The organism is Flavobacterium sp. RHBU_24, assembly GCF_046613695.1.
Lineage (GTDB): Bacteria > Bacteroidota > Bacteroidia > Flavobacteriales > Flavobacteriaceae > Flavobacterium.
In genome coordinates, this window is the sequence record NZ_JBKJHD010000007.1 from 1 (window position 1) to 21,436 (window position 21,436).

General features: G+C 42.5%; 24 protein-coding genes and 1 tRNA gene. 9 read left to right on the forward strand and 16 right to left on the reverse strand.

What is annotated here, in order from left to right; all coding sequences use genetic code 11:
- Nucleotides 1-210 precede the first annotated feature (210 nt).
- The 11 genes from ACLI09_RS08590 to ACLI09_RS08640 all read right to left on the reverse strand — a co-directional run bounded on the left by ACLI09_RS08590 (nucleotide 211) and on the right by ACLI09_RS08640 (nucleotide 4,671).
- Nucleotides 211-714, reverse strand: coding sequence for a hypothetical protein (locus ACLI09_RS08590; RefSeq protein ID WP_411419199.1), 504 nt, complete (start codon nucleotides 712-714; stop codon nucleotides 211-213).
- A 302-nt stretch (nucleotides 715-1,016) separates the two neighbouring features.
- The gene (locus ACLI09_RS08595) at nucleotides 1,017-1,808 is read right to left on the reverse strand and encodes a hypothetical protein (RefSeq protein ID WP_411419200.1); all 792 of its coding nucleotides are present in this window, start codon (nucleotides 1,806-1,808) and stop codon (nucleotides 1,017-1,019) included.
- A gap of 399 nt (nucleotides 1,809-2,207) precedes the next feature.
- Nucleotides 2,208-2,348 carry a hypothetical protein gene (locus ACLI09_RS08600; RefSeq protein WP_411419201.1) on the reverse strand — a complete coding sequence of 47 codons (141 nt, stop codon included), beginning with the start codon at nucleotides 2,346-2,348 and terminating at the stop codon, nucleotides 2,208-2,210.
- A 279-nt stretch (nucleotides 2,349-2,627) separates the two neighbouring features.
- Nucleotides 2,628-2,792 carry a hypothetical protein gene (locus tag ACLI09_RS08605; protein ID WP_411419202.1) on the reverse strand — a complete coding sequence of 55 codons (165 nt, stop codon included), beginning with the start codon at nucleotides 2,790-2,792 and terminating at the stop codon, nucleotides 2,628-2,630.
- A 4-nt stretch (nucleotides 2,793-2,796) separates the two neighbouring features.
- A complete protein-coding gene (locus tag ACLI09_RS08610; RefSeq protein ID WP_411419203.1) occupies nucleotides 2,797-3,021 on the reverse strand; it encodes a hypothetical protein in 225 nt (74 codons plus the stop codon).
- 89 nt (nucleotides 3,022-3,110) lie between these two features.
- Nucleotides 3,111-3,359, reverse strand: coding sequence for a hypothetical protein (locus ACLI09_RS08615; RefSeq protein WP_411419204.1), 249 nt, complete (start codon nucleotides 3,357-3,359; stop codon nucleotides 3,111-3,113).
- Nucleotides 3,360-3,380: 21 nt separating this feature from the next.
- Nucleotides 3,381-3,454 (reverse strand) — tRNA-OTHER (locus tag ACLI09_RS08620).
- A gap of 52 nt (nucleotides 3,455-3,506) precedes the next feature.
- A complete protein-coding gene (locus ACLI09_RS08625) occupies nucleotides 3,507-3,707 on the reverse strand; it encodes a hypothetical protein (protein WP_411419205.1) in 201 nt (66 codons plus the stop codon).
- A gap of 92 nt (nucleotides 3,708-3,799) precedes the next feature.
- Entirely contained in the window at nucleotides 3,800-4,018 is a 219-nt protein-coding gene (locus ACLI09_RS08630; protein ID WP_411419206.1) for a helix-turn-helix transcriptional regulator, read from the reverse strand.
- Nucleotides 3,994-4,269: a hypothetical protein gene (locus ACLI09_RS08635; RefSeq protein ID WP_411419207.1), complete on the reverse strand. Its 276-nt coding sequence runs from the start codon at nucleotides 4,267-4,269 to the stop codon at nucleotides 3,994-3,996. Before ACLI09_RS08635 ends, ACLI09_RS08630 begins: the two co-directional genes overlap by 25 nt.
- Nucleotides 4,270-4,407: 138 nt before the next feature.
- Nucleotides 4,408-4,671, reverse strand: coding sequence for a hypothetical protein (locus tag ACLI09_RS08640; RefSeq protein ID WP_411419208.1), 264 nt, complete (start codon nucleotides 4,669-4,671; stop codon nucleotides 4,408-4,410).
- Between the two features lie 117 nt (nucleotides 4,672-4,788).
- On the opposite strand from ACLI09_RS08640, the gene ACLI09_RS08645 reads away from it, so the two are divergent.
- The 8 genes from ACLI09_RS08645 to ACLI09_RS08680 all read left to right on the forward strand — a co-directional run bounded on the left by ACLI09_RS08645 (nucleotide 4,789) and on the right by ACLI09_RS08680 (nucleotide 10,246).
- Entirely contained in the window at nucleotides 4,789-5,148 is a 360-nt protein-coding gene (locus ACLI09_RS08645) for a hypothetical protein (RefSeq protein WP_411419209.1), read from the forward strand.
- A gap of 23 nt (nucleotides 5,149-5,171) precedes the next feature.
- Nucleotides 5,172-5,699, forward strand: coding sequence for a hypothetical protein (locus tag ACLI09_RS08650; protein ID WP_411419210.1), 528 nt, complete (start codon nucleotides 5,172-5,174; stop codon nucleotides 5,697-5,699).
- Nucleotides 5,699-6,037, forward strand: a complete 339-nt coding sequence (locus ACLI09_RS08655) for a hypothetical protein (RefSeq protein ID WP_411419211.1) — start codon at nucleotides 5,699-5,701, stop codon at nucleotides 6,035-6,037. Before ACLI09_RS08650 ends, ACLI09_RS08655 begins: the two co-directional genes overlap by 1 nt.
- Before the next feature lie 374 nt (nucleotides 6,038-6,411).
- On the forward strand, nucleotides 6,412-6,693 hold the full coding sequence (locus tag ACLI09_RS08660) for a hypothetical protein (protein WP_411419212.1): 282 nt from the start codon (nucleotides 6,412-6,414) through the stop codon (nucleotides 6,691-6,693).
- 102 nt (nucleotides 6,694-6,795) lie between these two features.
- Nucleotides 6,796-7,074 carry a hypothetical protein gene (locus tag ACLI09_RS08665; protein ID WP_411419213.1) on the forward strand — a complete coding sequence of 93 codons (279 nt, stop codon included), beginning with the start codon at nucleotides 6,796-6,798 and terminating at the stop codon, nucleotides 7,072-7,074.
- 69 nt (nucleotides 7,075-7,143) lie between these two features.
- Nucleotides 7,144-7,557, forward strand: coding sequence for a Holliday junction resolvase RuvX (gene ruvX / locus ACLI09_RS08670; protein ID WP_411419214.1), 414 nt, complete (start codon nucleotides 7,144-7,146; stop codon nucleotides 7,555-7,557).
- A gap of 110 nt (nucleotides 7,558-7,667) precedes the next feature.
- Nucleotides 7,668-9,161 carry a malate:quinone oxidoreductase gene (locus tag ACLI09_RS08675; protein ID WP_411419215.1) on the forward strand — a complete coding sequence of 498 codons (1,494 nt, stop codon included), beginning with the start codon at nucleotides 7,668-7,670 and terminating at the stop codon, nucleotides 9,159-9,161.
- Nucleotides 9,162-9,400: 239 nt separating this feature from the next.
- Nucleotides 9,401-10,246: a hypothetical protein gene (locus tag ACLI09_RS08680; protein ID WP_411419216.1), complete on the forward strand. Its 846-nt coding sequence runs from the start codon at nucleotides 9,401-9,403 to the stop codon at nucleotides 10,244-10,246.
- Nucleotides 10,247-10,358: 112 nt separating this feature from the next.
- Here ACLI09_RS08680 and ACLI09_RS08685 read toward each other — a convergent pair whose 3' ends face one another.
- Nucleotides 10,359-12,284 carry a M1 family metallopeptidase gene (locus ACLI09_RS08685; RefSeq protein ID WP_411419217.1) on the reverse strand — a complete coding sequence of 642 codons (1,926 nt, stop codon included), beginning with the start codon at nucleotides 12,282-12,284 and terminating at the stop codon, nucleotides 10,359-10,361.
- A gap of 173 nt (nucleotides 12,285-12,457) precedes the next feature.
- On the opposite strand from ACLI09_RS08685, the gene ccsA reads away from it, so the two are divergent.
- Nucleotides 12,458-15,736 (forward strand): cytochrome c biogenesis protein CcsA, encoded by a 3,279-nt coding sequence (gene ccsA, locus ACLI09_RS08690; RefSeq protein ID WP_411419372.1) that lies wholly within the window; start codon nucleotides 12,458-12,460, stop codon nucleotides 15,734-15,736.
- A 67-nt stretch (nucleotides 15,737-15,803) separates the two neighbouring features.
- Here ccsA and ACLI09_RS08695 read toward each other — a convergent pair whose 3' ends face one another.
- From ACLI09_RS08695 to ACLI09_RS08710, 4 genes are all read right to left on the reverse strand, one after another.
- Complete coding sequence (locus ACLI09_RS08695) at nucleotides 15,804-16,544, reverse strand: shikimate dehydrogenase family protein (RefSeq protein WP_411419218.1); 741 nt, start codon at nucleotides 16,542-16,544, stop codon at nucleotides 15,804-15,806.
- A gap of 98 nt (nucleotides 16,545-16,642) precedes the next feature.
- Complete coding sequence (locus tag ACLI09_RS08700) at nucleotides 16,643-18,040, reverse strand: tetratricopeptide repeat protein (protein ID WP_411419219.1); 1,398 nt, start codon at nucleotides 18,038-18,040, stop codon at nucleotides 16,643-16,645.
- Between the two features lie 148 nt (nucleotides 18,041-18,188).
- Nucleotides 18,189-19,388: an aspartate aminotransferase family protein gene (locus tag ACLI09_RS08705; RefSeq protein WP_411419220.1), complete on the reverse strand. Its 1,200-nt coding sequence runs from the start codon at nucleotides 19,386-19,388 to the stop codon at nucleotides 18,189-18,191.
- A 33-nt stretch (nucleotides 19,389-19,421) separates the two neighbouring features.
- Nucleotides 19,422-21,275: an OstA-like protein gene (locus tag ACLI09_RS08710; protein WP_411419221.1), complete on the reverse strand. Its 1,854-nt coding sequence runs from the start codon at nucleotides 21,273-21,275 to the stop codon at nucleotides 19,422-19,424.
- Nucleotides 21,276-21,436 lie beyond the last annotated feature (161 nt).

The following is a 21,436-nucleotide window of genomic DNA, read 5'->3' on the forward strand; positions in this document are numbered from 1 at the left end:
ATATAAAAATATTATCCTGGTCAACCGTACCAGCACTACAGCCGCCGTTTTCCAATACTTCGACAAGGCCTTCCCGCAGCAGGTTTAAAAATTCGGCATCCGCGTAATGCTGCGGTCCATACGTTTAGATCTGGGCAAGCCTGGCGGGGTCGTCTACCTTATCGGCATAGGCTTGTAAGGGCTCTAAAATGGTTAAATTTTCGTCCGGCATTAGTCATCGTTATTTAAATCAATGGGAATAAGCGAGGGAAGGCCGCCCGGCGCAGGGGTGTAGCCTGATGGAAATACAGATAAGGTTTCAAACGTTACGGTGGCGGTGCGGTGGTCGGTCTCTGTTTTTATTTTAGGGCGGGCATTCTGCTCAAAGTCATTCCTGCCAATGACAATATGCAGGCTGTTTGACAGTAGTATTTTTACAAATTTTGCTTTTTGGAAGAACGCCAGGCGGTCGGCACGTGCGCTGTCTGAACCGGGGAACGTAATGCGCAGCTGCTGGCGGTAGGATGTACCGGAGCTACTTTCTTCGGAGCCTTCGCTAAAGGCGACGGAGCCGCGGCCAAAATAAGCATCAGTAAAGTCAGTATCTTCAGGAAGTGTGTTGTAAAATTCCTGGCAGCCAGGAATATCTGAAGGAATCATCCTGCCTGTGAAAGCCAACTGTATGCCGCAAATTGTGGGCAGTTCAGAGGAACGTGCAAGGAGTGGAGCAGACATATAGTGAGGGCGTTATTAAGCGAAAGTACTAAATGAATTATAAATACATGTTAAAATATATAATACATGTGTTAACTATTATTTTCGTGATTTATTGTGTCGTGATTATTTTGGGTTATAAAATACCACTAATAGTATTTTAACGAATTGGATAATGAAGTAGGAGTGTATGAAATTTTACTGATTTCTCAAACGAATTAAAAGGCAATTAGGTTAACTATTTAAATTAAGATTTTTAAATAATTAAACAAAATTGCCTTTTTCTGCAACATATTAATGGAACTCAGCTTATCGTAAATATATTAAATGATATTCACGACGCTAGTAGTACTGGGATTGCTGGCATACATGAAGCAATAAAAACTATAAACTGTAATCATATCACTTACATCCGTATTACTTACTGGCCCCTGGTTGACAGTCCAGTTTGCGATTGAAGGATCGGTTATGAAATTGCCAGCAAAGTCGAAGTTTGTAATCTGGTCACTACCATCTTTCTGTGACCATTCGTCGCAACCTGTGAAAGAATTGCTACAACGCGCCCAATGGTAATCACCTTGCCAATTTGCATCGCCGGCAGGGGAAATCATTAGAGCAACGAAGTGGCCCGGTTCAGTGTTGCTAGGCGGCGTAAATGCACGGACCTCCTCCATGGTCGTACCTACCAAAATAAGACCGTCCTTCTCCGCATATGAACTTACAGTAGCACCAACAGATGCGACAGTACCTACCATATTTGCAGGTGTAAGAAGATAACCACTTTTTCTACCCGGTTGCGGAAAGGTGTTCGAGGCGATATTGCAGGCATAAGCGTAGCAATTGTTATTCGGTTGAAAACGGCTGGACATGAAATTACCTTCGCAGTCTCCCGCCGGATCATAAAATGACGAAGGTCCATTTACCGTCGATGAATACTGCGGAACCCCAATAGTACCTATTCCAGGAGGGGAAATTATTTGCACAGGAATCGTCGTAGGAGCCAAATAATGCTCATCAGGAGTTGTATTACCAGGGGAGGTCGTAGTGAACTGGTGGAATTGATCTTCAGGGGCAATCATGCCACTTAATTTAAAAGTTCGTCTCGGTTTGTTCATGATTTCTATAATTTATTTCTCCTACTCATAAGGCTTTTCAGATTACGCCTTCGCTTTTTACTGTGCGAAACAGTTCGTTTTTTTAGTGGGTTCTGCTCCACTCTTGTATTTTCTAATTAATACTCAGTAAAACAACGTTTTATGAATCATGTAAACACATGCAGGTTTTGTTATTAGAAATTAATCAGAAACAATCTTGAAAATAAAATTTGCTAGCTTTTTTTGTTTTCTCCATTAAAATTACTAGGGAATTAAAGTCCAGAATAAAAAAATGTTACGAGCAGGGAATTTACACGCATGGGCAGGGAATTTACAAGCATGAGAGGAGGCAAAAATTATACAAGTACTTTTAAGCAAAGTAATTATAATCAATAAGCCCCGCAATCGCGGGGCTTACGGCTAAGAAACCTTTAGTGAAATGACCAGGCCTGTGCCCGACCGTTTCATCGTCATTTCGCCAATTTTCATCAGCGCCTGTAATTGCTCGTTTGACAATTCAGAATAGTAATTAATTTTTATGCTTTTTTGTGCATCATCCATAAAATGGATTTTTGCGCCTTTTAATAGCGCGTTCAGCTGCTGTTTAATGCCGGAATCCGGCGCGGTTGTAATTGCCCATAAAATTATAAATTAAGGGATTATTATTCTATAAAAATCAGTAAAATCAGGGGTTTACAGATAACCCCAGTAAATACGTTGCCTTATTTTGAGAGAAATTCAAATTTAAAGCGGTTTCGCTCCAGTTTGGTATACAGGTTCCTCCCGGTGTCTAAAACTGCGTTAAAAAGGCTTATTTTCTTTTTTTCATCTTTTATGTACTTAGAAAGTGTTTTTGCAGATACTGTTTTTAGGCCAGTACCGATTCTCCTTTTTAGTTTTTCCGTCTTCGGTTACGGTAATTGTGTCGCGGTATTCATAAACCCGGATGATATAATTCAGGTTTATTTCGGCGTGCAGCCTGTTGTCTGATTTAACTGCCGGCATAACATTAGTACCATCCTATGCAAAAGAACTTTTGGTTCTTATGATACGGTTCACAAATAGATGTATTGCCTATCCTGGCTTCAGTACATAAGTCTGCGAACCGTTCCTGCAGGCCTTCAGGAACTTCATTATGGGGAATGAAAAACGAAAGGCTTTCCCAGCCATCGTCTGATTTTTTGCCCCAGCCAAATACTTCATAAGTGGGCGGGGTTTCGGAACCGAAAATCAAAAAGTTTCTTTTTAAAAAATTGCCCCTGTTGACTCACACAGGGGCAACAACCAACCAACCACCCATTATGCCGGGCCAGCACTATTTTGTTACGCATTTGCTTCCTGGCGTGTTGCGCCTTTTGTCATACTGGCCGTGAGGCGCAGCTTTTCGGCATCTGATAATTCGTGCTTCACCTTTCGGCGCGGCCCTTTTGGAGCTCCCAACTCCGCGAGGGCCGTGTCTGCTTCACTTTCGAGGCGTGCAGCTGTTTCATATTGTTGCAGGGCAACGGCCTTAGTCATTGCGGCGGCTTCGCGCAGGCGCTTCCATTTCGCTATTTCATGTGCTTTGTTCATGCCTTACAAGGTTAAATATTGCGATGGGTACGGGGGTCGAACCCGCGCCTCCGGCCCTGTTCAAACCGGCGCCCTACCATTGGGGCCAACCCACCCGCCAGGGCTTGCGCCCTAACCCAAAACGTATTAATTAAAAAAACTTAAAACTCAAATCAAGCTCAGGCAAAGCGCCCCAACTCCGCAGGCAAGGAATTCCGTAAGCGAAAGCCACGCCTGCTTCTCCTGAAAGTATGCTTCAAAAATGCTGTTAGCCTTTGCGCGCAGCCGAATGTGGTAAAGCAGGCTTAAAAATGCCATGATGCCGCCGGCAACCAGCACTTTAAAAAGGATGTCCATCTCAGGTGTCATAACTATAAAATTTCGGGGTCTATAACCGTGATTGTGTCTACGTCAATCACCTGGTCAAATTCGTGTTGTTTCATGGCTGTATGATGTTTTGGTTAAATGCTTTGGTTAAATGCTTTGGTTATAAGGCCGGGGCGGCTTTGCACATCAGCCTTGCGGTACACATTGGCTTTATGCTGCACCAGGGTATGTGTAGATATCCCCATTTCGTGCGCTATTTGCTTGTCCGGCTTGTCGCTGGCCAGGTGTTTTACGGTTTCAACTTCCCTAGGGGTCAGTGCTGCGCCGTTTATGGATATTTTTTGCTTGGCCATGTGCTGCAGTTGCACCCGGTGATGCCGCAGTTAAAGTTCTCGGCCGGGCCTATGGCACCCATATCGTTTATATCCGGCGTGCTGTCTGCCGCGCCATAGAGGCAGTATACAAAGCGCTCGAGCGCGTCCTGGTACTCCATGTGGCGCAGGGCTTCCATGGCTACTTCATCTTTGAGCATGCGCTCGTAAAAGTGTACTGTAATGTCGCCGTGGAGGTCTGCGAAGGCAATGCGCCTGCCGTTGGTGTACACGTGCAGGGTTTGCGTGCGGCGGTCGGCAATAAGCTCGGTATTATAATCGCCGGGAAAAATCCCTGCAATTGGGGGGCGGTGTTGCCGGTGTGGTTTTTTTTTGTAGATTTGCTTACCATTTATTTATATCATAAGGGATTAAATATGTGCAGAACCGGGAGTTACAGCTTCCGGTTTTTTTGTTTCTTGAATTTCTTCAGACCCCAAGAGAATGCCACGCACTACATCTTCGATTGCGGCATTTTCACGGTCACCATGTACAACCATTGAAATGAATGTTTTTCCATAGGGTTTGTTTTTCCGGCCCAAGATACCCCGCTCTTGTAGCTTACCAGAAACCACCGCTATATAATGGCTTCCAATCTTGCTTTTAAACTTTTCTCTTTCATCTGCTAGGATCATAGTATTTTGCTATTTACAGTTAACTTAAATAGTTTATATTTGTGAATGTTTCACAACTCCATAAATATACTCAAAAAAGTGCATGGTCACAAAAAAGAGTGTAAAAGTTTCATAGAAATGAGTGATATTGGAAATCGTTTAAAGCAGTTTATTGATAGTCAAGGGTTTAATAACACCGAATTTGGTAACAAAATTGGTGTTAAAGGAGGTGCTGTGGGTGAAATGATAGGGGGTTCACGTGCGATTGGAGGCATAACGCTTAAAAAAATAGGAGAAGAGTTCCCTGATTTAAGCCTGAGTTGGCTCTTTTTTGGGAATGGCCAAATGTTATTACCCAAAAATGAGTACGGTAAAGTTCACAAAGTTGAAGAACCGATTAAGCTTTACATGCCGGAAGATCCTGGCAAAGCAATGCTGCTGCGGTACCTTGATGATGGAGATGTGAAACAGAAGATTAGAGATATTTTGAATTTATAATAACCAATAAAACCAAGCAACCGATGTTCAGATTAATACTATGTTACTTGCTTGGGTTGAGTTCAATATCATACAGTCAAGACACAATTGACAGTACTGATTACAATTATTGTAAAGATGTTTATTCAGTAAAAGATAAATGTGATGGGGTTACGAGAACTTATTCCAGCGACTTAAGATCAGTGCAATTTGTCAGGTTAAAGAATACCGTATACATGTCAATTACGGTTTGGGCTTCATCTTATAATCTTAATGAAAAAGGCGTAATCATTTTGCTTACAGAAAATAAAAGAATCGTGAAGCCAAATGTAAAAGTTGAGATTGAAGAATTTTCGGATGGACAGTATAGTCACCACGTTTTTTTCCCGCTCTCACAAGATGATGTTGCTAAACTTAAAAAATACCATATAACAGATTATCGTCTGGATGATTTTGATGACAATTTGGATGAACGGGACGGCGAAATTTATTGCGGATACATGAACTGTATTGCTCCAAAGGTGGTTGCAACTAAATCTAAGGTTCCTGTAAAAAAGAAAATGAAATCATAATGGACACAGTAGGAGGGAGGCTTGATTTTTTTATACGGAGTAAAGGTTATGATAAGCTTACAGTATTTTGCGAGGAGCATGGCTTTGTGTATGGCACCATAGTGCAAACCGTTAAAGGGCGTAGGCTGGGTATTGATGTCCTGGATAAAATTGCAGCTGCGTTTCCTAACCTCAATATTAACTGGCTGCTCTATGGGCGTGGGCCAATGGAGGTTGATTATTCATTGCCTGGCTGGATTACAGATGCTGCCCTGGGCATGGCAATGCAACTTAAGAATGACAAAGCACTTAGGGAAATGGCCCTGAAATTTTTAAATGAAAATCAGCGGGAAGCTTAGTAAATACAGGCATTCACATAATAATATTGCCGACAATACGGCAAGGAATAAAAAAACAGCATATTAATAAAAAAATGAAGGCTACATAAAATATAAGTTGTTGATTTTAAGGCTGCAGTCATAACGGGAGAAGCGCGGTACTTACATTGTGGTTCTAGAGGTCGCCGGTTCGAGCCCGGTATTCCACCCTTATTTTTAAGCCTTCAAAGTAATTTGAGGGCTTTTTTTTTGGACAATATATTCAATGTTCTATTCTTATCATATAACACTCAATACCTTTTTTTACTTTTTACACCACATAAAATTCGTATAAATTCGTTTACAAAAAGTTTGTACATTGCACTGTATTTGTTAAAATTTAAAAAGGGAGTAAAATGGTAGATTATTCGGTAATAGAAAGTGATTTTGAATGTTCGTGCGGAGATGTAATAAAAGACCTTGCCCAAATATATAAGAGCGACTATCACAGCGGCGGCCCCGGAAGGCTTGAAGCGTTTTTAGACCTCATTAAGCATGCGTTTGAAAAGGCTGAGGCAGCATTTATTAATACTAATAACCTTGTTCAGGACCCTGAAGCGTTAAGGCGCATAAGGCAGATAGCAAAAACACACGCTAAAAAATGTGTTGAAGAGTATGCTAAAACGCCTTTGGTGTAAGTTAAGTCCGAAAAATTTTATTAAATTTAAGTTGAATTTTGTAAACTACTACTGTAGGATGTTTCTTTAATTTGCGGCAGAAACTAAACTATTTAGGGTATAATGGATTTTGATTATAATGAATTAGAGCGGCAGCTGGAGAAAGCCTGTGTCGACGTAAAAAATAAATTCCATAAAAATTTTAACAGCACCCTCTACCTCTCTGCCGGGGGTGGTAAGCTTGAGTCTTTTATAAACGATTTACAGGGAGAGTTTGAAGCGGTAGCCGCTAAATTTATTACTGATAATGCCCTTCAAAAAGATACTGAAGCTAAAAAACGTATTTTTAATATCACTAAGCTGTATGCTAAGAAGTGTGTAGAAGACTTTAGTAAAATATAGCGTCTCATCCTAAAATTATCCGGCGGTAAAACTTACTTTTGTTTTTAACCATATTGCTAAAAAAAACCTATGCCAAGAGTACTTTCTATAGACTATGGTGCAAAACGCACGGGTATTGCCGTAACCGATGAACTGCAACTTATAGCCTCAGGCCTTACTACGGTAGAGACCGGCACACTAATTAAATTTTTGCAGGAGTATTTTAGTAAAGAAAGCGTAGAAAAAGTACTAATAGGCGAACCTAAGCAGATGGACGGCACTGCCAGCCAGAGCGCACCGCTTATAGCCGCTTTTACGCAAAAATTTATGGAGGTATTTCCTGAAATGGAAGTGGAAAGGGTAGACGAGCGTTTTACAAGCAAAATGGCTTTTCAAAGTATGATAGATAACGGCATGAAAAAAAAACAGCGCCAAAACAAGGCACTGGTTGATGAAATTTCGGCAACAATATTACTGCAGGATTATTTATCCCGAAAAAAATAGTAATTATTTTTTTCATTTTCACAAAAGTGAATTTTTTACAACATACATATTGCTTTTATAATAATATTTGGTTATTTCAAGGTAAATTTGTGTTCTCAAAAATTTAGCAGATGTCTACCGATATAAACCAGGAGCCGGATGTGGTTCTTATAGGCGCCGGGATAATGAGCGCAACCTTAGGCGTGTTCTTAAAAGAGCTGATGCCCGAAGTAAAAATAAATATTTATGAAAGGCTTGATGTGGCCGCAGCCGAAAGCAGCGATGCCTGGAACAATGCAGGTACAGGCCATTCTGCGTTTTGCGAACTTAATTATACCCCCCAGCTTAAGGATGGTTCTATCGATACTTCTAAGGCGGTAAAAATTGCCGAATGGTTTGAACAGAGCAAACAGTTCTGGGCCTACCTTATAGAAAAAAAACTGCTGAGCAAACCGGAAGATTTTGTAAAAAGTATTCCGCACATGAGTTTTGTATGGGGTGCAGAAAATGTAAGCTACCTTAAAAAAAGGTATGAGGCGCTTACACAATTTCCGCTTTTTAAAGGCATGGACTATTCTGAAGACCCGGAAACCATACGCAGTTGGATGCCCCTGGTTATGGAAGGCCGCAAACCCGGTGAGCCTATAGCGGCAACTAACATGGCTATAGGTACCGATGTAAACTTTGGTGAACTTACCCGCGATATGTTTAAATGGCTGGGCTCACAGCCGGGCGTAAATCTCTTTTTTGGCAAAGAAATTACTAACATGCGCCGCAGCGGCAAGTGGCCAAAGTGGAAACTTAAAATTAAAGACCTTGAAACCGGGGATAAAATACGCGTTTACGGCAAGTTTATATTTATAGGCGCCGGTGGCGGATCATTGCACCTGCTTGAAAAATCGGGCATACCGGAGGGCGAAGGCTTTGGCGGATTCCCGGTGAGCGGGCAGTGGCTTAGGTGTACTAACCCGGAAATTATACAAAAACACAACGCTAAAGTATATGGTAAGGCATCGGTAGGGGCACCGCCCATGTCTGTTCCGCACGTAGATACCCGAATGATAAACGGAAAAAAAGAACTTCTTTTTGGCCCTTATGCCGGCTTTAGCACCAAGTTCCTTAAAGAGGGCTCGTATTCAGATTTGTTTACCTCCATCCGGCCCAATAATATACGCCCTATGCTGGCGGCAGGCTGGCATAATATACCGCTTACCAAATACCTTATACAGCAGGTAACCCAAAGCCCGGAAGACAGGCTTGAAGCGCTTAAAGAATATATGCCCGAAGCCCAAATGAAAGACTGGGTGCTTGAGAGCGCGGGGCAGCGTGTGCAGGTTATTAAAAAAGATGAGAAACAGGGCGGTAAGCTTGAGTTTGGCACCGAGGTTATTAATAGCGCCGATGGTTCGCTGGCAGTGCTTTTAGGGGCTTCGCCGGGTGCAAGTACAGCGGTATCCATAATGCTTGATGTTATGAGCCGCTGCTACCCTGAGCAGATGCAAAGTGACGAGTGGCAGCAAAAACTGCGTACTATGATACCTTCTTTTGGTCAGGAACTTAACAAAAACCCTGAACTGTTAGAGGAAGTTAGGGAGCATGCGCATAAATTACTGGGGCTAACATAACATTTGTTTACATCGTTGTGTTATCAAAAAGCCACCTGAAGAATTTTACAATTTAAATTTATAAAAATAATATGAAAAAAGTTCTTCAGTATCTTGCGTCAAACTTTGCAGGGCGAATGAAAAAAAGTAATCAACCTCAGTTTAGACAAGTTGCATGCACAGCACTGATTTTGGTGGTATGCTTTTCCTGCAACGACGATAATGAACATAATCCTGATGTAAATACACTTGAATGCAAAATGAGGCCTGAAAAAATATCTTTTGGAGGCGATACAAGTGATATAGTATATAATGCACAGGATAAACCAATAGAAATAACTACCAAAGAATATAACATTGCCGCTCCTGCGGCGGCACCAGTAATTACAGTGTATACGATAGAATACAATAGCCAGGGTAATGCTGTTAAAGTTTCTAAATCTGTAGATAACCAACTGGAGTTGTACTATGAGATAGAATATTATTCTGACGGGAAATTAAAGGGACAGTCAGAGTTTAATAGCGGGGGGGCTTTGGTTGCATATACTGCCGCAAATTATGATAGCAATATTTTGACAAGCATTACAACCCATAAAGAAGACACCGGGGCAGATGTAACAAGTTTTTACCAGTATATGAATGGAAATTTAGTACAAAAATCAGTTCATAACCTTTATGATGTCGATTCGCATGAGTACTATTATGCAGATTATAAGTATACTTATTTACTGGATAAGGAAAACAGGATTAATTCGTACTTTGATGGACCATTGGGGTTGCTATTTTTATCAAACCTTTCAAATCAGCAATCGTTGCAATATATTCCTAACCGTATTAATTACCAATTGTTTTTTGCACAGGAAACGGCTTATGAAAAGAAGATGCTGAAAAACATTGAAATTATAGCGCATCGCTACGGTACCAGCGATACCACAAATATTAACTATTCGTATGAATATGATACTGATGGATTTCCAACGGTACAGCGGGGTACTTATAATAATATTACCCGCCGTTATGTGGCTGCTCCGGGGGGAGGTTCTGTATTACTTGTTACTCCGTATAGTAGCGATTATGAAAGCACTATGAATTTTTACTGCAATTAATCAAGGATGGCTAATGCTATTATTGTTAATAGTTTAAATTTGTTAATGGAATAATATCATTTAGAAATAAAAAAGGAGGCAGTTCATTACAAACTGCCTCCTTTATTTATAACTATTCCTTTGTCCAGGTGTTATCGGTAATGTTTATATCCGGAATAAACCGTCCGGGGTCGATATCAAGGGATTTTATTTTTTTGGAAGTTTTCATAAAATGCCTCCACTCGTTGCCACGCTGCCATATCTCTACCGGCAGTCTGTGGTTTTCGCTGGTGTTGTCATCATACACCACTTTAAATACAATAGGGGCAGGCATGCCACCTTTATTGGTAAAGGTTATAATATAACCATCCTTTTCTTCAGAAACCGAGCTAATACCCAGGTCAATGTTATCGGTGCCCATAAACCAGCCTTTCCAGAACCATTGCAGGTTTTCGCCGGCCCCGTTATCCATGGCGTTAAAAAAGTCGCTGGGCTGCGGGTGCTTATAGGCCCATTTTTGAATGTATTGCTTAAAGGCGTAATCAAAACGATCATGGCCCAATATGTATTCGCGCAGCATGATAAGCCCCGTTGCCGGTTTATAATAGGCTGTATACCCCAGGTTCATCGATTTAGCCACATCTGGGTAGGTATAAATACTTTCGCGGTATTTGCTTTTCAGCCACGGAATGTGGTTGCGGCTTTTTGCTATGTTACTTGGGTATTCGGTATTATTAAATGCCTCAGAACTGTAGTAATTTATAAAGGTGTTAAAGCCTTCGTCCATCCAGGCATAGCGGCGCTCGTTGCTGCCCACTATCATAGGGAACCAGTTGTGGCCAAACTCATGGTCAGTTACATCCCAAAGGTCGGCACCGGTGCTGTTGGCGCCACAAAATACAATGCCGGGATATTCCATACCGCCTACATTGCTGGCAACGTTTACCGCGTTAGGGTAGGGGAATTCAAAATAGGTTTTAGAGTAAAATTCTATACTGCCCTTTACATATTCGGTGCTGCGGCCCCAGGCCTCGTTACCGGCAACCTCTGATGTATAAGCCGATTGCGCCATGGCTTTTTTACCGCCTGGCAAATTAATCCGGGCTGCATCCCATATAAAGTTTTTAGCCGATGCAAACGCCACGTCGCGGGTGTTCTTCATTTTAAAATGCCAGGTTAGCCTGCCGCCCTGCACAGGGCGGGTTATGGCCGTGTTGCCTGCTTCCTGCGGGGTAATCAGGTACACTGTTTTATCGCTGTTTTTTGCCTGTTCCCAGCGTTGCAGCTCCTGCTTTGTAAGTACCTCTTTTGCATTTTGCAGTTCACCGGAACCCACCACAATATGGTTATAGGGCACGGTTATCCTGTAATCAAAGTCGCCATATTCTACATAAAACTCACCTGCCCCCAGGTAAGGTTCGGTATTCCACCCAACTACATCATCATATACCGCCACGCGGGGGTACCATTGTGCTATCGAGTAGGTAATGCCGCCTGTAGTGGTAAGCTGTCCCATACGGTCCATGCCTTCACGCGGAATTTTAAACTCAAAATTCATGCTCACAGTAGCTTTTCCGCCCTTAGCTTTTAAGGGTTCGGTAAAGAACACCTGCATGCGGGTATCGTTTATAAGGAACTTATTGCTTGCGCTGCCTTTAGTCTTTGCACTTACGCCTGATATTTTCAATCCGCCATCGGTATCGCCACTGTAACGGTTGCCCCGTATTGGGGTGGTTAGCGTACCCCGTGAATCGTCAGTAAAGCGGTTTTGCTCTACATACATCCATATATAATCAAGGTTTTGCGGGCTGTTGTTAATATAGGTCATGGTTACTTTACCCTTAATGGTGTTAGCTACATCATCAAGCTCGGCTTCAATAACATAATCGGCATGGTTTTGCCAGTATTCCGGGCCGGGAACACCGCTTGCCGCGCGGTAGGTATTGCCCCGGCTGTAGTAAGCATCATCAAATTTAGGCTGGTTGTTAGGTTCTACCTCCTGAGCCAGCGCCACAAAGCCTGTGAGGCCAAAGACAAAAAGCAATTTTTGTATTCTCATTAATTTAAGTTGATTTTTTCATTATGAAATGGTGTGCCAAATATACCTAACTTATATGTAATAATAAAACTGCATTAACAACTCGTTTGATTTAATTTTAAGCAATAAAGGGTTATCAAAACTGAAGTTTTGAGTACTTTTGCAGAAGTTTTTTAACAAACTTTCTAAAAGCTATCATGTATAAAATTATATCCTTTTTTTCCTCTACACGTTTAATGGCCGCACTGTTTATTGCATTTGCCGCCGCAATGGGTATAGGGACATTTATTGAAGATGCCTATAATACCGAAACAGCACGTGTTTTTATATATAACGCATGGTGGTTTGAGGCCATAATGCTTGTTTTTATGCTCAATTTTTTTGGCAACATAAAAAGGTACGGACTGCATAAAAAGGAAAAATGGGCTACACTTACACTACACCTTTCATTTATACTTATAATTTTAGGCGCATTTATAACCCGTTATATAAGCTATGAAGGCATGATGCCCATACGCGAAGGCGCTACTGAGAGCCATTTTTACAGCGACAAGGCATTTTTAACCGTTATGGTTGATGGCGAATACCAGGGCGAAACCCGCAGGCGTACGTTTGAAAAGCCACTCCTTATGAGCAGTAAAGAGTTTCCGTTGCTGGCTAATAACAATTTTTCGCTTTCAAAAGATTTTAATAACATTCCTTTTGAAATTGAATATAAGGAGTTTATACTCGGGGCTAAGGATACAGTAGTACCAGACCCAAAAGGCATCCAATATATAAAGCTGGTAGAGCAAAGCATGGGAACACGCCATGACCACTTTTTAAAGGAAGGCGAAGTGCAAAACATCAACAACATACTTTTTGCGTTTAACAAGCCTACCGCTGGTGCCATTAACATTAATAAAGAAGGTGAAAATTATACCCTTGCTGCTCCTTTTGAAGGCAGTTTTATGCGCATGGCCGACCAGATGCAGGGCCGTGTGGCGCAGGACAGCGTGCAGCCATTAATGTTTCGCTCTCTGTACAGGCTGGGCGGGGCAATGTTTGTACTGCCCGAGCCCGCTCTTAAAGGCAAACAGGTTTTTAAATCGAACGGCGATTTTAAGACTAAGGATGATAACGCGCTCGTACTTACCGTAAAAAGCCAGGGCGAAGAAAAAGAAGTAACACTATTGGGTGGGAGGCAAAAAATAGGCGTGCCGGTTTCGGTTACCATTGGTAAGCTCGATTTTACGTTAATGTATGGCAGCAAAACCTATGAGCTGCCATTTTCAATGAAACTAAACGATTTTATTGCCGAAAAATATCCCGGTACAGAGAAGAGCTACGCGTCGTTTGAGAGTAAAGTAACCGTTGATAACAGCAGCAAAAAAGAGAAATTTGATGCCCGTATTTATATGAACCATGTACTTGACTATGACGGTTACCGGTTTTTCCAGTCGGGTTTTGACCCTGATGAAATGGGGACTAAATTATCGGTAAACCACGATTTTTGGGGTACGTGGATTTCGTATGCCGGATATTTTTTACTCTACTTTGGCCTTATGGCAATTTTATTAGACAAAAATACACGCTTTGGCGACCTGAAGAAAAAGCTGGATAAAATAGCGGAAAAGAAAAAGGCGCTAACCATGCTTCTCATTCTTTTTGCAGGTTTTAACGGCTTTGCGCAGCATGACCACGAGCACGACCATGAACAGGAACCCGAACATGAGCACGTGCAGCACGTGCGGCCTACGCAAAAGCAGATAGACTCGCTGTTCAATAAATATAAAGTAAGCGAAGCCCATGCCGAAAAATTTGGACGTATCATTATACAGGATGCGGGCGGAAGGATGAAGCCTGCCAATACATTTTCGTCTGAATTGCTGCGTAAAGTGAGTAAAAGCGATACATACCATGGCATGAATGCCGACCAGACGTTTTTATCGATGCAGCTCTTTAACAGGATGTGGTATGATGTGCCCGTTATTTACCTTGCAAGAGGCAACGACAGCATCCGCGCCATTGCAGGGCTTGATAAAGATGTAGAATATGCCGCAATGGCCGATTTTTTTGATAACCAGGGAAGCTACAGGCTGGGCAAAGTTTTAGAAACCGCCTATGCCGCGAGGGAACCCAATAAGTTTGACAAAGATTTTATTGAACTTGATAAGCGCATCAATTTGCTTAACTGGGCGCTATCGGGCGAAATATTAAGGATACTTCCTGTTCCTAATGATAAAGGTAGTAAATGGGTATCATTTCCGGAGGCTTCGCAGGGTACTTATAAAGGCCTGGATACCATCCGTAATATTGTTCCCTATTACATTGGCTCGTTAGGCGAAGCCGTAGTTTCAGGTAATTACAAATTACCTGACGGCATTCTGCGTGACATTACCATGTATCAAAGGAAAATGGGCAGTGCCGTAATGCCGTCTGAAGACAAAATTAATGCAGAACTACTGTACAATAAGTATGACGTATTTAAAAAGCTATATTCTTATTACGCCTTGGCGGGTATTTTAATGCTGCTCTTTGCCATCATCAGGATATTTTACGACCGTAAAAGCATAAAGGTTACTTTAAACATATTTGAGAGCATAATATGGCTGCTCTTCATAACGCATACAATAACACTTATAGCACGCTGGTACATATCGGGCCATGCCCCCTGGAGTAATGCCTACGAGTCTATCATCTACGTGGCATGGGCTACAATGCTTTTCGGCTTTGGTTTAGGTTCAGGTTTTACACCGGCTATTTTGGTAAAACCATTATCTAAAATAAAGGCTATAAGGGAGTTTATCAACCGCAGGTCAGAACTTGTTGTGGCTTCTTCGGCATTCGTTACCAGCATTGTGCTTATGGTGGCACAGGGCAACTGGACGGACCCTGAAATTGCCAACCTGCAACCGGTTCTTAACTCCTACTGGCTTATGATTCACGTAGCGGTTATTGTAGCCAGCTACGGGCCGTTTACGCTTGCAATGATATTAGGCCTTGTAGCATTGATACTGATGCTCTTTGCAAACGATAAAAATAAAATAAAACTTGACCTTAGCATTAAGGAGCTTACTTATATAAACGAAATGGCCTTAACCGTGGGGCTTGTACTGCTTAGTATAGGTAACTTCCTTGGGGGGCAATGGGCTAACGAAAGCTGGGGCCGCTACTGGGGCTGGGATCCCAAGGAAACCTGGGCATTAATTAGTATTATGGTATATGCCTTTGTAATACACATGCGTTTTGTACCGGCGCTGCGCAATGCCTGGATCTATAACTTTTTTAGCGTACTGGCTTATTTTTCTATACTGATGACATACTTTGGGGTTAACTTTTACCTTACCGGCCTGCACAGTTATGCAAGCGGTGAAAGGCGCACGCCCACGCAGTTTTACATTATGGCATTTAGCGTATGTGTACTAGCAGGCTTTGCTTACTTTAGCTACAAAAAATACCTGAGCAAGAACGCTAAAGGCAAAAAATCCTAAGCGTTACTATGGAGTGTTGTAAGTGGGTAACAATGACTTCAAAAAATGTTTTTCGGGAAATTATCAATTAAGGATTCCATATTTTCCAGGCGCGCTCGGCCTGGTATACCAGCATTTTGTAGCCATTACTGGTTTTAGCGCCCCTGGCTTTTGCTTCGCGCAAAAACCGCGTTTCTTCAGGATTGTAGACCAAATCGTAGGCTATGTGTTTCTTGGTAAACAGCGTATAATCCAGCGGCGGGCATTCCTCTACATTAGGGAATGTGCCGGTAGGAGTGGTATTTATAACGATAAGGTAGTCTTCAAAAACATGCTTATCCAGGTCGTCATAGCCATAATACTCTTCATTACCGGAGCGGGAAACAAAGTCATATTCTATCTTTAGCTTGCGTAGTGCAAATGCCACCGCCTTAGCCGCACCACCCGTGCCCAGTATCAGCGCTTTTTTATGGCGCTTTTTAAGCAATGGCTTGAGTGATTTTTTGAACCCAAAATAATCAGTATTATAGCCTTTTAGCCTCCCTTTTTTGGTTATTACAATAGTGTTTACCGCACCTATAGCTTTTGCATTTTTAGACAGCTTGGCTATGAGCGGCAGCACCTCCTCCTTATAGGGAATAGTAACGTTAAGCCCTACAAGGTTCTTGGTGTTTTTAATGAGGTAAGGCAGTTCATCAATATCGTCAATATCAAAATTGCGGTAGGTATAACTATCCAGCCCCAGCTTTTCAAACTTCTTTTTAAAATATCCCGCCGAAAACGAGTAGCTTATGTTACGGCCCACCAGGCCAAAGGTTTTAGGTTTCAAAATAGTATGTTTAGTTGTGTTGTTGCATCGCTGTAAAAAACCTGTAAATAAAAACCCCGCCGTTACGGGCAGGGTAAATATAAAAATTATTTGGCAACTTAACGTTTCCTGTATTTTTTCATTTCGTCCTTAACGATTTGCATGGCAAAAACATCAGGGAAATACTCTTCCAGCAGCGTATGGTGCCTGTAGTTAAGCCGCAGCCCGTTGTTAAGGTGAAAAATGCCTTTATCGTCTTCCTGCTGGCGCAGGTAAAGAGCGGCAAGGCGGTATTCTACCTCATACTCTTCGCTATAATACTCCGCTGCCTGGAGCAACGTAGCAATAGCGGTTTCAAATTCGCCAAGCTGTTGCAGTGTGTCTATCCAGAACAGCCAGGTATCAAGCTGGTAATCGCCAAATTCTACAGCCTTGCGGTAGCCTTCTTCGGCTTCCTCATAAAAGTTAAGCGCGTTGTTTATGGTCGCGTAGCGCTTCCAGTACAGCTTATTTTCATTATCTATACCTATGGCTTTATTAACGTAATACAGCGCTTTCTGGTAATTCTTAAGGCGGATGTAAAAGTCGGTTATCGCTATCCATGCTTTATCAAGCAAGGGGTCTTCGTGTACGGTTTTAAGGTAATATTTCAGCGCTTTTTCGCGGTTGCCGAGTTTTTCATAACACTTGCCCACGCGCAACAGCGCGAATGAGGTAGGGTCATCAAGTTCCATAGTGGTGTTGTAGCAGTTAATGGCATCCTGATAGCGTTTTAGCTTTTCAAGGGTTTTTGCCATTTCCAGGAATGCACCCAGGAAGCTGTCGTCTATAAGTGTGGCATAATCAAACGCACGCAGCGCCTGTTCATATTCCTTAATGGCATAATACTGCCTGCCCAGCTGGTGCCAGGCCACTTCGCTATACGGATTTTTCTCAATAAAGTCGTTTAGAAAATCTATTGCCTCAAGGTTCTGGTCAAGGAAGTCAAAGCAATACACCACGTTATATAGCGCAGAGTGGTCTTCGTCATCTTCTTCCAGGCATTTGATAAAGTTTTCCTTTGCCTTTTCAAGATTGTCCATAAACAGGTATTCCATGCCCAGCAGCGAGTATACATCGGCAAAATCATCAGTATACTTAAGGGCAATTTCCAGTAGTTCTACAGCCTTGTCGTGCTGGTCGCGCTTGCTGTAAATATTTGCTTTCTGGATGTAAATTTCTTCGTTTGTAGGTTCTATGGCATAAAGGTCGTTGAGTAACCGCTCGGCCATATCGAGCTTATCATCAAAAACTAAAATCTCAACCTGTACTAATTTTAAACCTGTAGACCTGGGGTGTTGTTCCAGGCCGAGTTTTAAGGCCTTTTTAGCTAAATTAATTTTTCCACTGTCAAGGTAATGAAGGATGATGTCTTCAAACTCTTCGGAATCAAAGAAGAACACTTTGTTTGTTTTTAACATAGATTCAAACTTTGATAAAGATAAACTGCGATCTTCTTCCTCGTGACTCAAATTCATACTCTGTTGTTTAAAATTATCCTTCTTAAATTTACAAAATGTTTACCTAAAAAGGAAATTACTTAAATATCTTTTAAACAATTTAATTAACAAAACAGTTACTGTTAAGTCGTTCATTGCTCAGGTTTCAGCGTTCCTGCCGCGCCGGTTAATTGTTTTGCTCATTAAGCACTTCATTCATAACGTCAATAATAATGCCACATCCCTCTATTATTTCAGCTTCCGAAACGGTTAGGGGAGGGGTGATGCGTATGGCTTTGCCCTCAAACAGCAGCCAGAATAAAATAAGCCCCCTTTCATGGCATTTTAAAATTACTTTGTTAGTAATATCAGCACTTTCGGTCATGGCGGCAAGCATCAGGCCTATCCCGCGCACCTCTGTAATCAGGGGGTGCACCAGCAGGCTGCGGAAGAGTTTTTCTTTTTCCAACGCCTGTGCCATTATGTCAGTCTCCGTTATTTCCTGTAACGTGGCTAAACATGCAGCAGCTATTACCGGATGCCCGCCAAAGGTAGTTATGTGCCCCAGTTTAGGGTCGTGGCTCAGCAGGTCCATTTTATGCTCGTTAGCCGTAAAAGCACCCACAGGCATACCACCGCCCATGCCTTTGCCCATTACAATTACGTCAGGAACCATATCATAGTTTTGAAACCCGAACAATTTGCCTGTGCGGCCAAAGCCGGGCTGTATTTCATCGAGTATCATTATTGCGCCTACTTCGTCGCAACGCCGGCGCACTTTTTTTAAAAAATCGTTGTGCGGCTGTATGAAGCCCGCGCCGCCCTGTATGGTTTCAAGGATGATGCCTGCCGTTTTTGTGGTTATCTTTTGCAGGTCATATTCGTTGTTAAATGTTATAAAATCTACATCGGGCACCAGCGGGCGGAAAATTTGCTTGCGCTCCTCATAACCCATAACGCTCATACTGCCCATAGTATTGCCATGGTAGGCGTAGTGGCACGATATAAGCTGGCTGCGGCCGGTAACCCTGCGTGCAAGCTTAAGGGCGCCTTCGGTAGCTTCGGTACCGCTGTTTACGAGGTAGGTCTTGTTTAGCTCCGGCGGAAGGTGTGCTGCCAGCAGGCGGCAAAATTCGGTAGCCGGGTGCTGCGCATACTCGCCGTACACCATTACATGGCTGTATTTATCCAGCTGGTCTTTAATGGCCTGGTTAACCCTCGGATGTTTATGGCCGAGGCTGGTGGCCGATACCCCCGCCACAAAGTCGAGGTAGGGTTTGTTGTCTACGTCATATATATAGCTGCCCTCTGCATGCGAAATGGCGATGCCAAGGGGGTGTGGCGAGGTTTGCGCCTGGTATTTATAAAAATCGGTAAGTAGGGTCATGCTGTGAAATTTATGGGTTTCACTTAAAAAGTGCTATTGCTTTTTTGGGGTGGGCGGTGCAGCCTGTAAAGTAGCGCCTGCCTGCGGCTTAAGCCCTTCCTGGGGTTTAGGTTCTTCCTTCTTTACGTCGCTTTCCAGCATTGGCTCGCTGGTTTCTTCGTTAAGTACCTGTTTGGGCTTGGGGTGGTCTTTATCATAATCAAGGGTTTCCTTAAGCGGCAACATGGGGGTATCTTCCTTTTTTTTCAGTTTACCGCTTTTTAGTAAAATCTGCTCGTGCAGCTTTTTCTCTTCTTCAGGAAATATATCGTCTTTTGTGCGTATGCGCTCGTCGCCACGCCATTCAAACCCTTTTAGCTTCCGTGCATTTTCAGGAAATTCAGTTTCCGGGTAACTCTCGCTTGCAGGCTTCACCATCGAGGTAACCGATACAATCTGGTTATCCTCAATTTCCAGTTGTATCTTGCTGCTTACGCCTTTATCTATACCTATAAGGCCGTTGTTACTGTCATCATACATGTAGTATATCTTCTCGGTATTCTTTATCAGGTCTACCTCATACAGCTTGTTGTCTTTAAACTTGCCATACAGGTTTACACCCTTTACCTGGTTGTACCGTGGCCTGCCCGGGTGTACGTTGCTCCATATCGTGTCTATTTGTATTATAAACGCGTTTGTAAGTACCTTAATACTATCCAGCTGCTCTGTTTTAGCATTAGAGATAAGGTGTATTTTTTCGCCGGTTATCTGGCTGTCGCCGTTCCATACCACAGGGCGTTTTATAAGCTGGGTAAGGCCCTTTGCCTCGTCAGAATGTATAGAGTCGCACTTGCCGCTCATATCGGTTTTGTAAAAACGGGCGTTGTTGTAACCGCGCACTATCCGGTGGCCTTCCTTGCCGGTTATTACCATACGCTTGGCGTGCAGGTAGAGTGAATCCTGTTCAACCAATGTAACCACTTCGGCATGCCTTGTCATCATAATAGAGTCCTTCAGCTTATATACCTCCGCATAATGGCCCCTGCCAATGAACTTGTTCACGGTATCGGTAACCCGTACATTATTAGTTGCCGACGAAAATTCGCGCTTCCGGTCATAATAAAGGCTGTCGCCCTTTATAATTTGCGTATCATACTTTATATAGGAGTTAGTAAGCAGCCGCGCCAGGTTCTGTTTGGTATCATAAAAACCTTTTTCGGTGTAGATAAAGTTGTTTTTTCCGGTAATGGTGGTAGGCCCAAACACGTAGGCATGGCCGCCGCTGGTGTAATAGTCCAGCGAATTAGTTTTCATTACATATTCAGGGTTGGTAAGCGTAACCGCTGTGCGGAACTCATATTTTTTTTGTGCTATAAAATAGCGCCCTGATTTGCTTTTAAGCACGTTCTTATCATTAGTGATAGTGCCATAGGTGCGGTAGTAGGCCTGTTGAATGTTGCGGTCAAAGTATACGGTATCTGTAACAAGGCGCATCTCGGTAGAACTCATGTTTACAGCGCCGCTGGCAAAGGCAAAATTCTTTTCGCCATTATACTCTGCATATTTACTGTTCATGTGCAGCGTATCACCCTGGTTCATGCGCACATTGCCAAACATCTTTGCATAATTTTCTTTCTCAAAATAATATGCTTTGTTAGATGTAATAACAGCGCCGTTGTGCAATAGGCGCACATTGCCGGTAAGGATAACCGCCCCGGGAACTTCGGTCTGGTCGCCGTTTATGTAATCGGCATGTTCCAATATTATCTTTTTGCCCTGCGATTGTTGTTGTGCAGGTTGCTGCTGCGACCGGGGTGGAGGTACCGTTAACCTGCGCGGGGTAGTTTGCCCTGTCATTATAAAATGACTGAATATACTTAATATGGCCAGTAAAATGATCTTTTTCAACGTCAAAAAATATTTAGGCAAATTTAGGCAAAATATAGTACAATAACCGAACCGCTATTGATATAAGCAGGCTAAACGCATCATAAAAAATAATGCGCGAATTATGTCAATTACCTTTAAATTCTGCTCACTTAGATTTTTGATGATGCAAACGGCAATAA

Bases quoted from the DNA above. Each gene is read 5' to 3' on its own strand.
- ACLI09_RS08590 (WP_411419199.1), bottom strand. From the start codon at position 714: ATGTCTGCTCCACTCCTTGCACGTTCCTCTGAACTGCCCACAATTTGC.
- ACLI09_RS08595 (WP_411419200.1), bottom strand. From the start codon at position 1,808: ATGAACAAACCGAGACGAACTTTTAAATTAAGTGGCATGATTGCCCCT.
- ACLI09_RS08600 (WP_411419201.1), bottom strand. From the start codon at position 2,348: ATGGATGATGCACAAAAAAGCATAAAAATTAATTACTATTCTGAATTG.
- ACLI09_RS08605 (WP_411419202.1), bottom strand. From the start codon at position 2,792: ATGCCGGCAGTTAAATCAGACAACAGGCTGCACGCCGAAATAAACCTG.
- ACLI09_RS08615 (WP_411419204.1), bottom strand. From the start codon at position 3,359: ATGAACAAAGCACATGAAATAGCGAAATGGAAGCGCCTGCGCGAAGCC.
- ACLI09_RS08625 (WP_411419205.1), bottom strand. From the start codon at position 3,707: ATGACACCTGAGATGGACATCCTTTTTAAAGTGCTGGTTGCCGGCGGC.
- ACLI09_RS08630 (WP_411419206.1), bottom strand. From the start codon at position 4,018: ATGGCCAAGCAAAAAATATCCATAAACGGCGCAGCACTGACCCCTAGG.
- ACLI09_RS08640 (WP_411419208.1), bottom strand. From the start codon at position 4,671: ATGATCCTAGCAGATGAAAGAGAAAAGTTTAAAAGCAAGATTGGAAGC.
- ACLI09_RS08645 (WP_411419209.1), top strand. From the start codon at position 4,789: ATGAGTGATATTGGAAATCGTTTAAAGCAGTTTATTGATAGTCAAGGG.
- ACLI09_RS08650 (WP_411419210.1), top strand. From the start codon at position 5,172: ATGTTCAGATTAATACTATGTTACTTGCTTGGGTTGAGTTCAATATCA.
- ACLI09_RS08655 (WP_411419211.1), top strand. From the start codon at position 5,699: ATGGACACAGTAGGAGGGAGGCTTGATTTTTTTATACGGAGTAAAGGT.
- ACLI09_RS08660 (WP_411419212.1), top strand. From the start codon at position 6,412: ATGGTAGATTATTCGGTAATAGAAAGTGATTTTGAATGTTCGTGCGGA.
- ACLI09_RS08665 (WP_411419213.1), top strand. From the start codon at position 6,796: ATGGATTTTGATTATAATGAATTAGAGCGGCAGCTGGAGAAAGCCTGT.
- ruvX (WP_411419214.1), top strand. From the start codon at position 7,144: ATGCCAAGAGTACTTTCTATAGACTATGGTGCAAAACGCACGGGTATT.
- ACLI09_RS08675 (WP_411419215.1), top strand. From the start codon at position 7,668: ATGTCTACCGATATAAACCAGGAGCCGGATGTGGTTCTTATAGGCGCC.
- ACLI09_RS08680 (WP_411419216.1), top strand. From the start codon at position 9,401: ATGAGGCCTGAAAAAATATCTTTTGGAGGCGATACAAGTGATATAGTA.
- ACLI09_RS08685 (WP_411419217.1), bottom strand. From the start codon at position 12,284: ATGAGAATACAAAAATTGCTTTTTGTCTTTGGCCTCACAGGCTTTGTG.
- ACLI09_RS08700 (WP_411419219.1), bottom strand. From the start codon at position 18,040: ATGAATTTGAGTCACGAGGAAGAAGATCGCAGTTTATCTTTATCAAAG.
- ACLI09_RS08705 (WP_411419220.1), bottom strand. From the start codon at position 19,388: ATGACCCTACTTACCGATTTTTATAAATACCAGGCGCAAACCTCGCCA.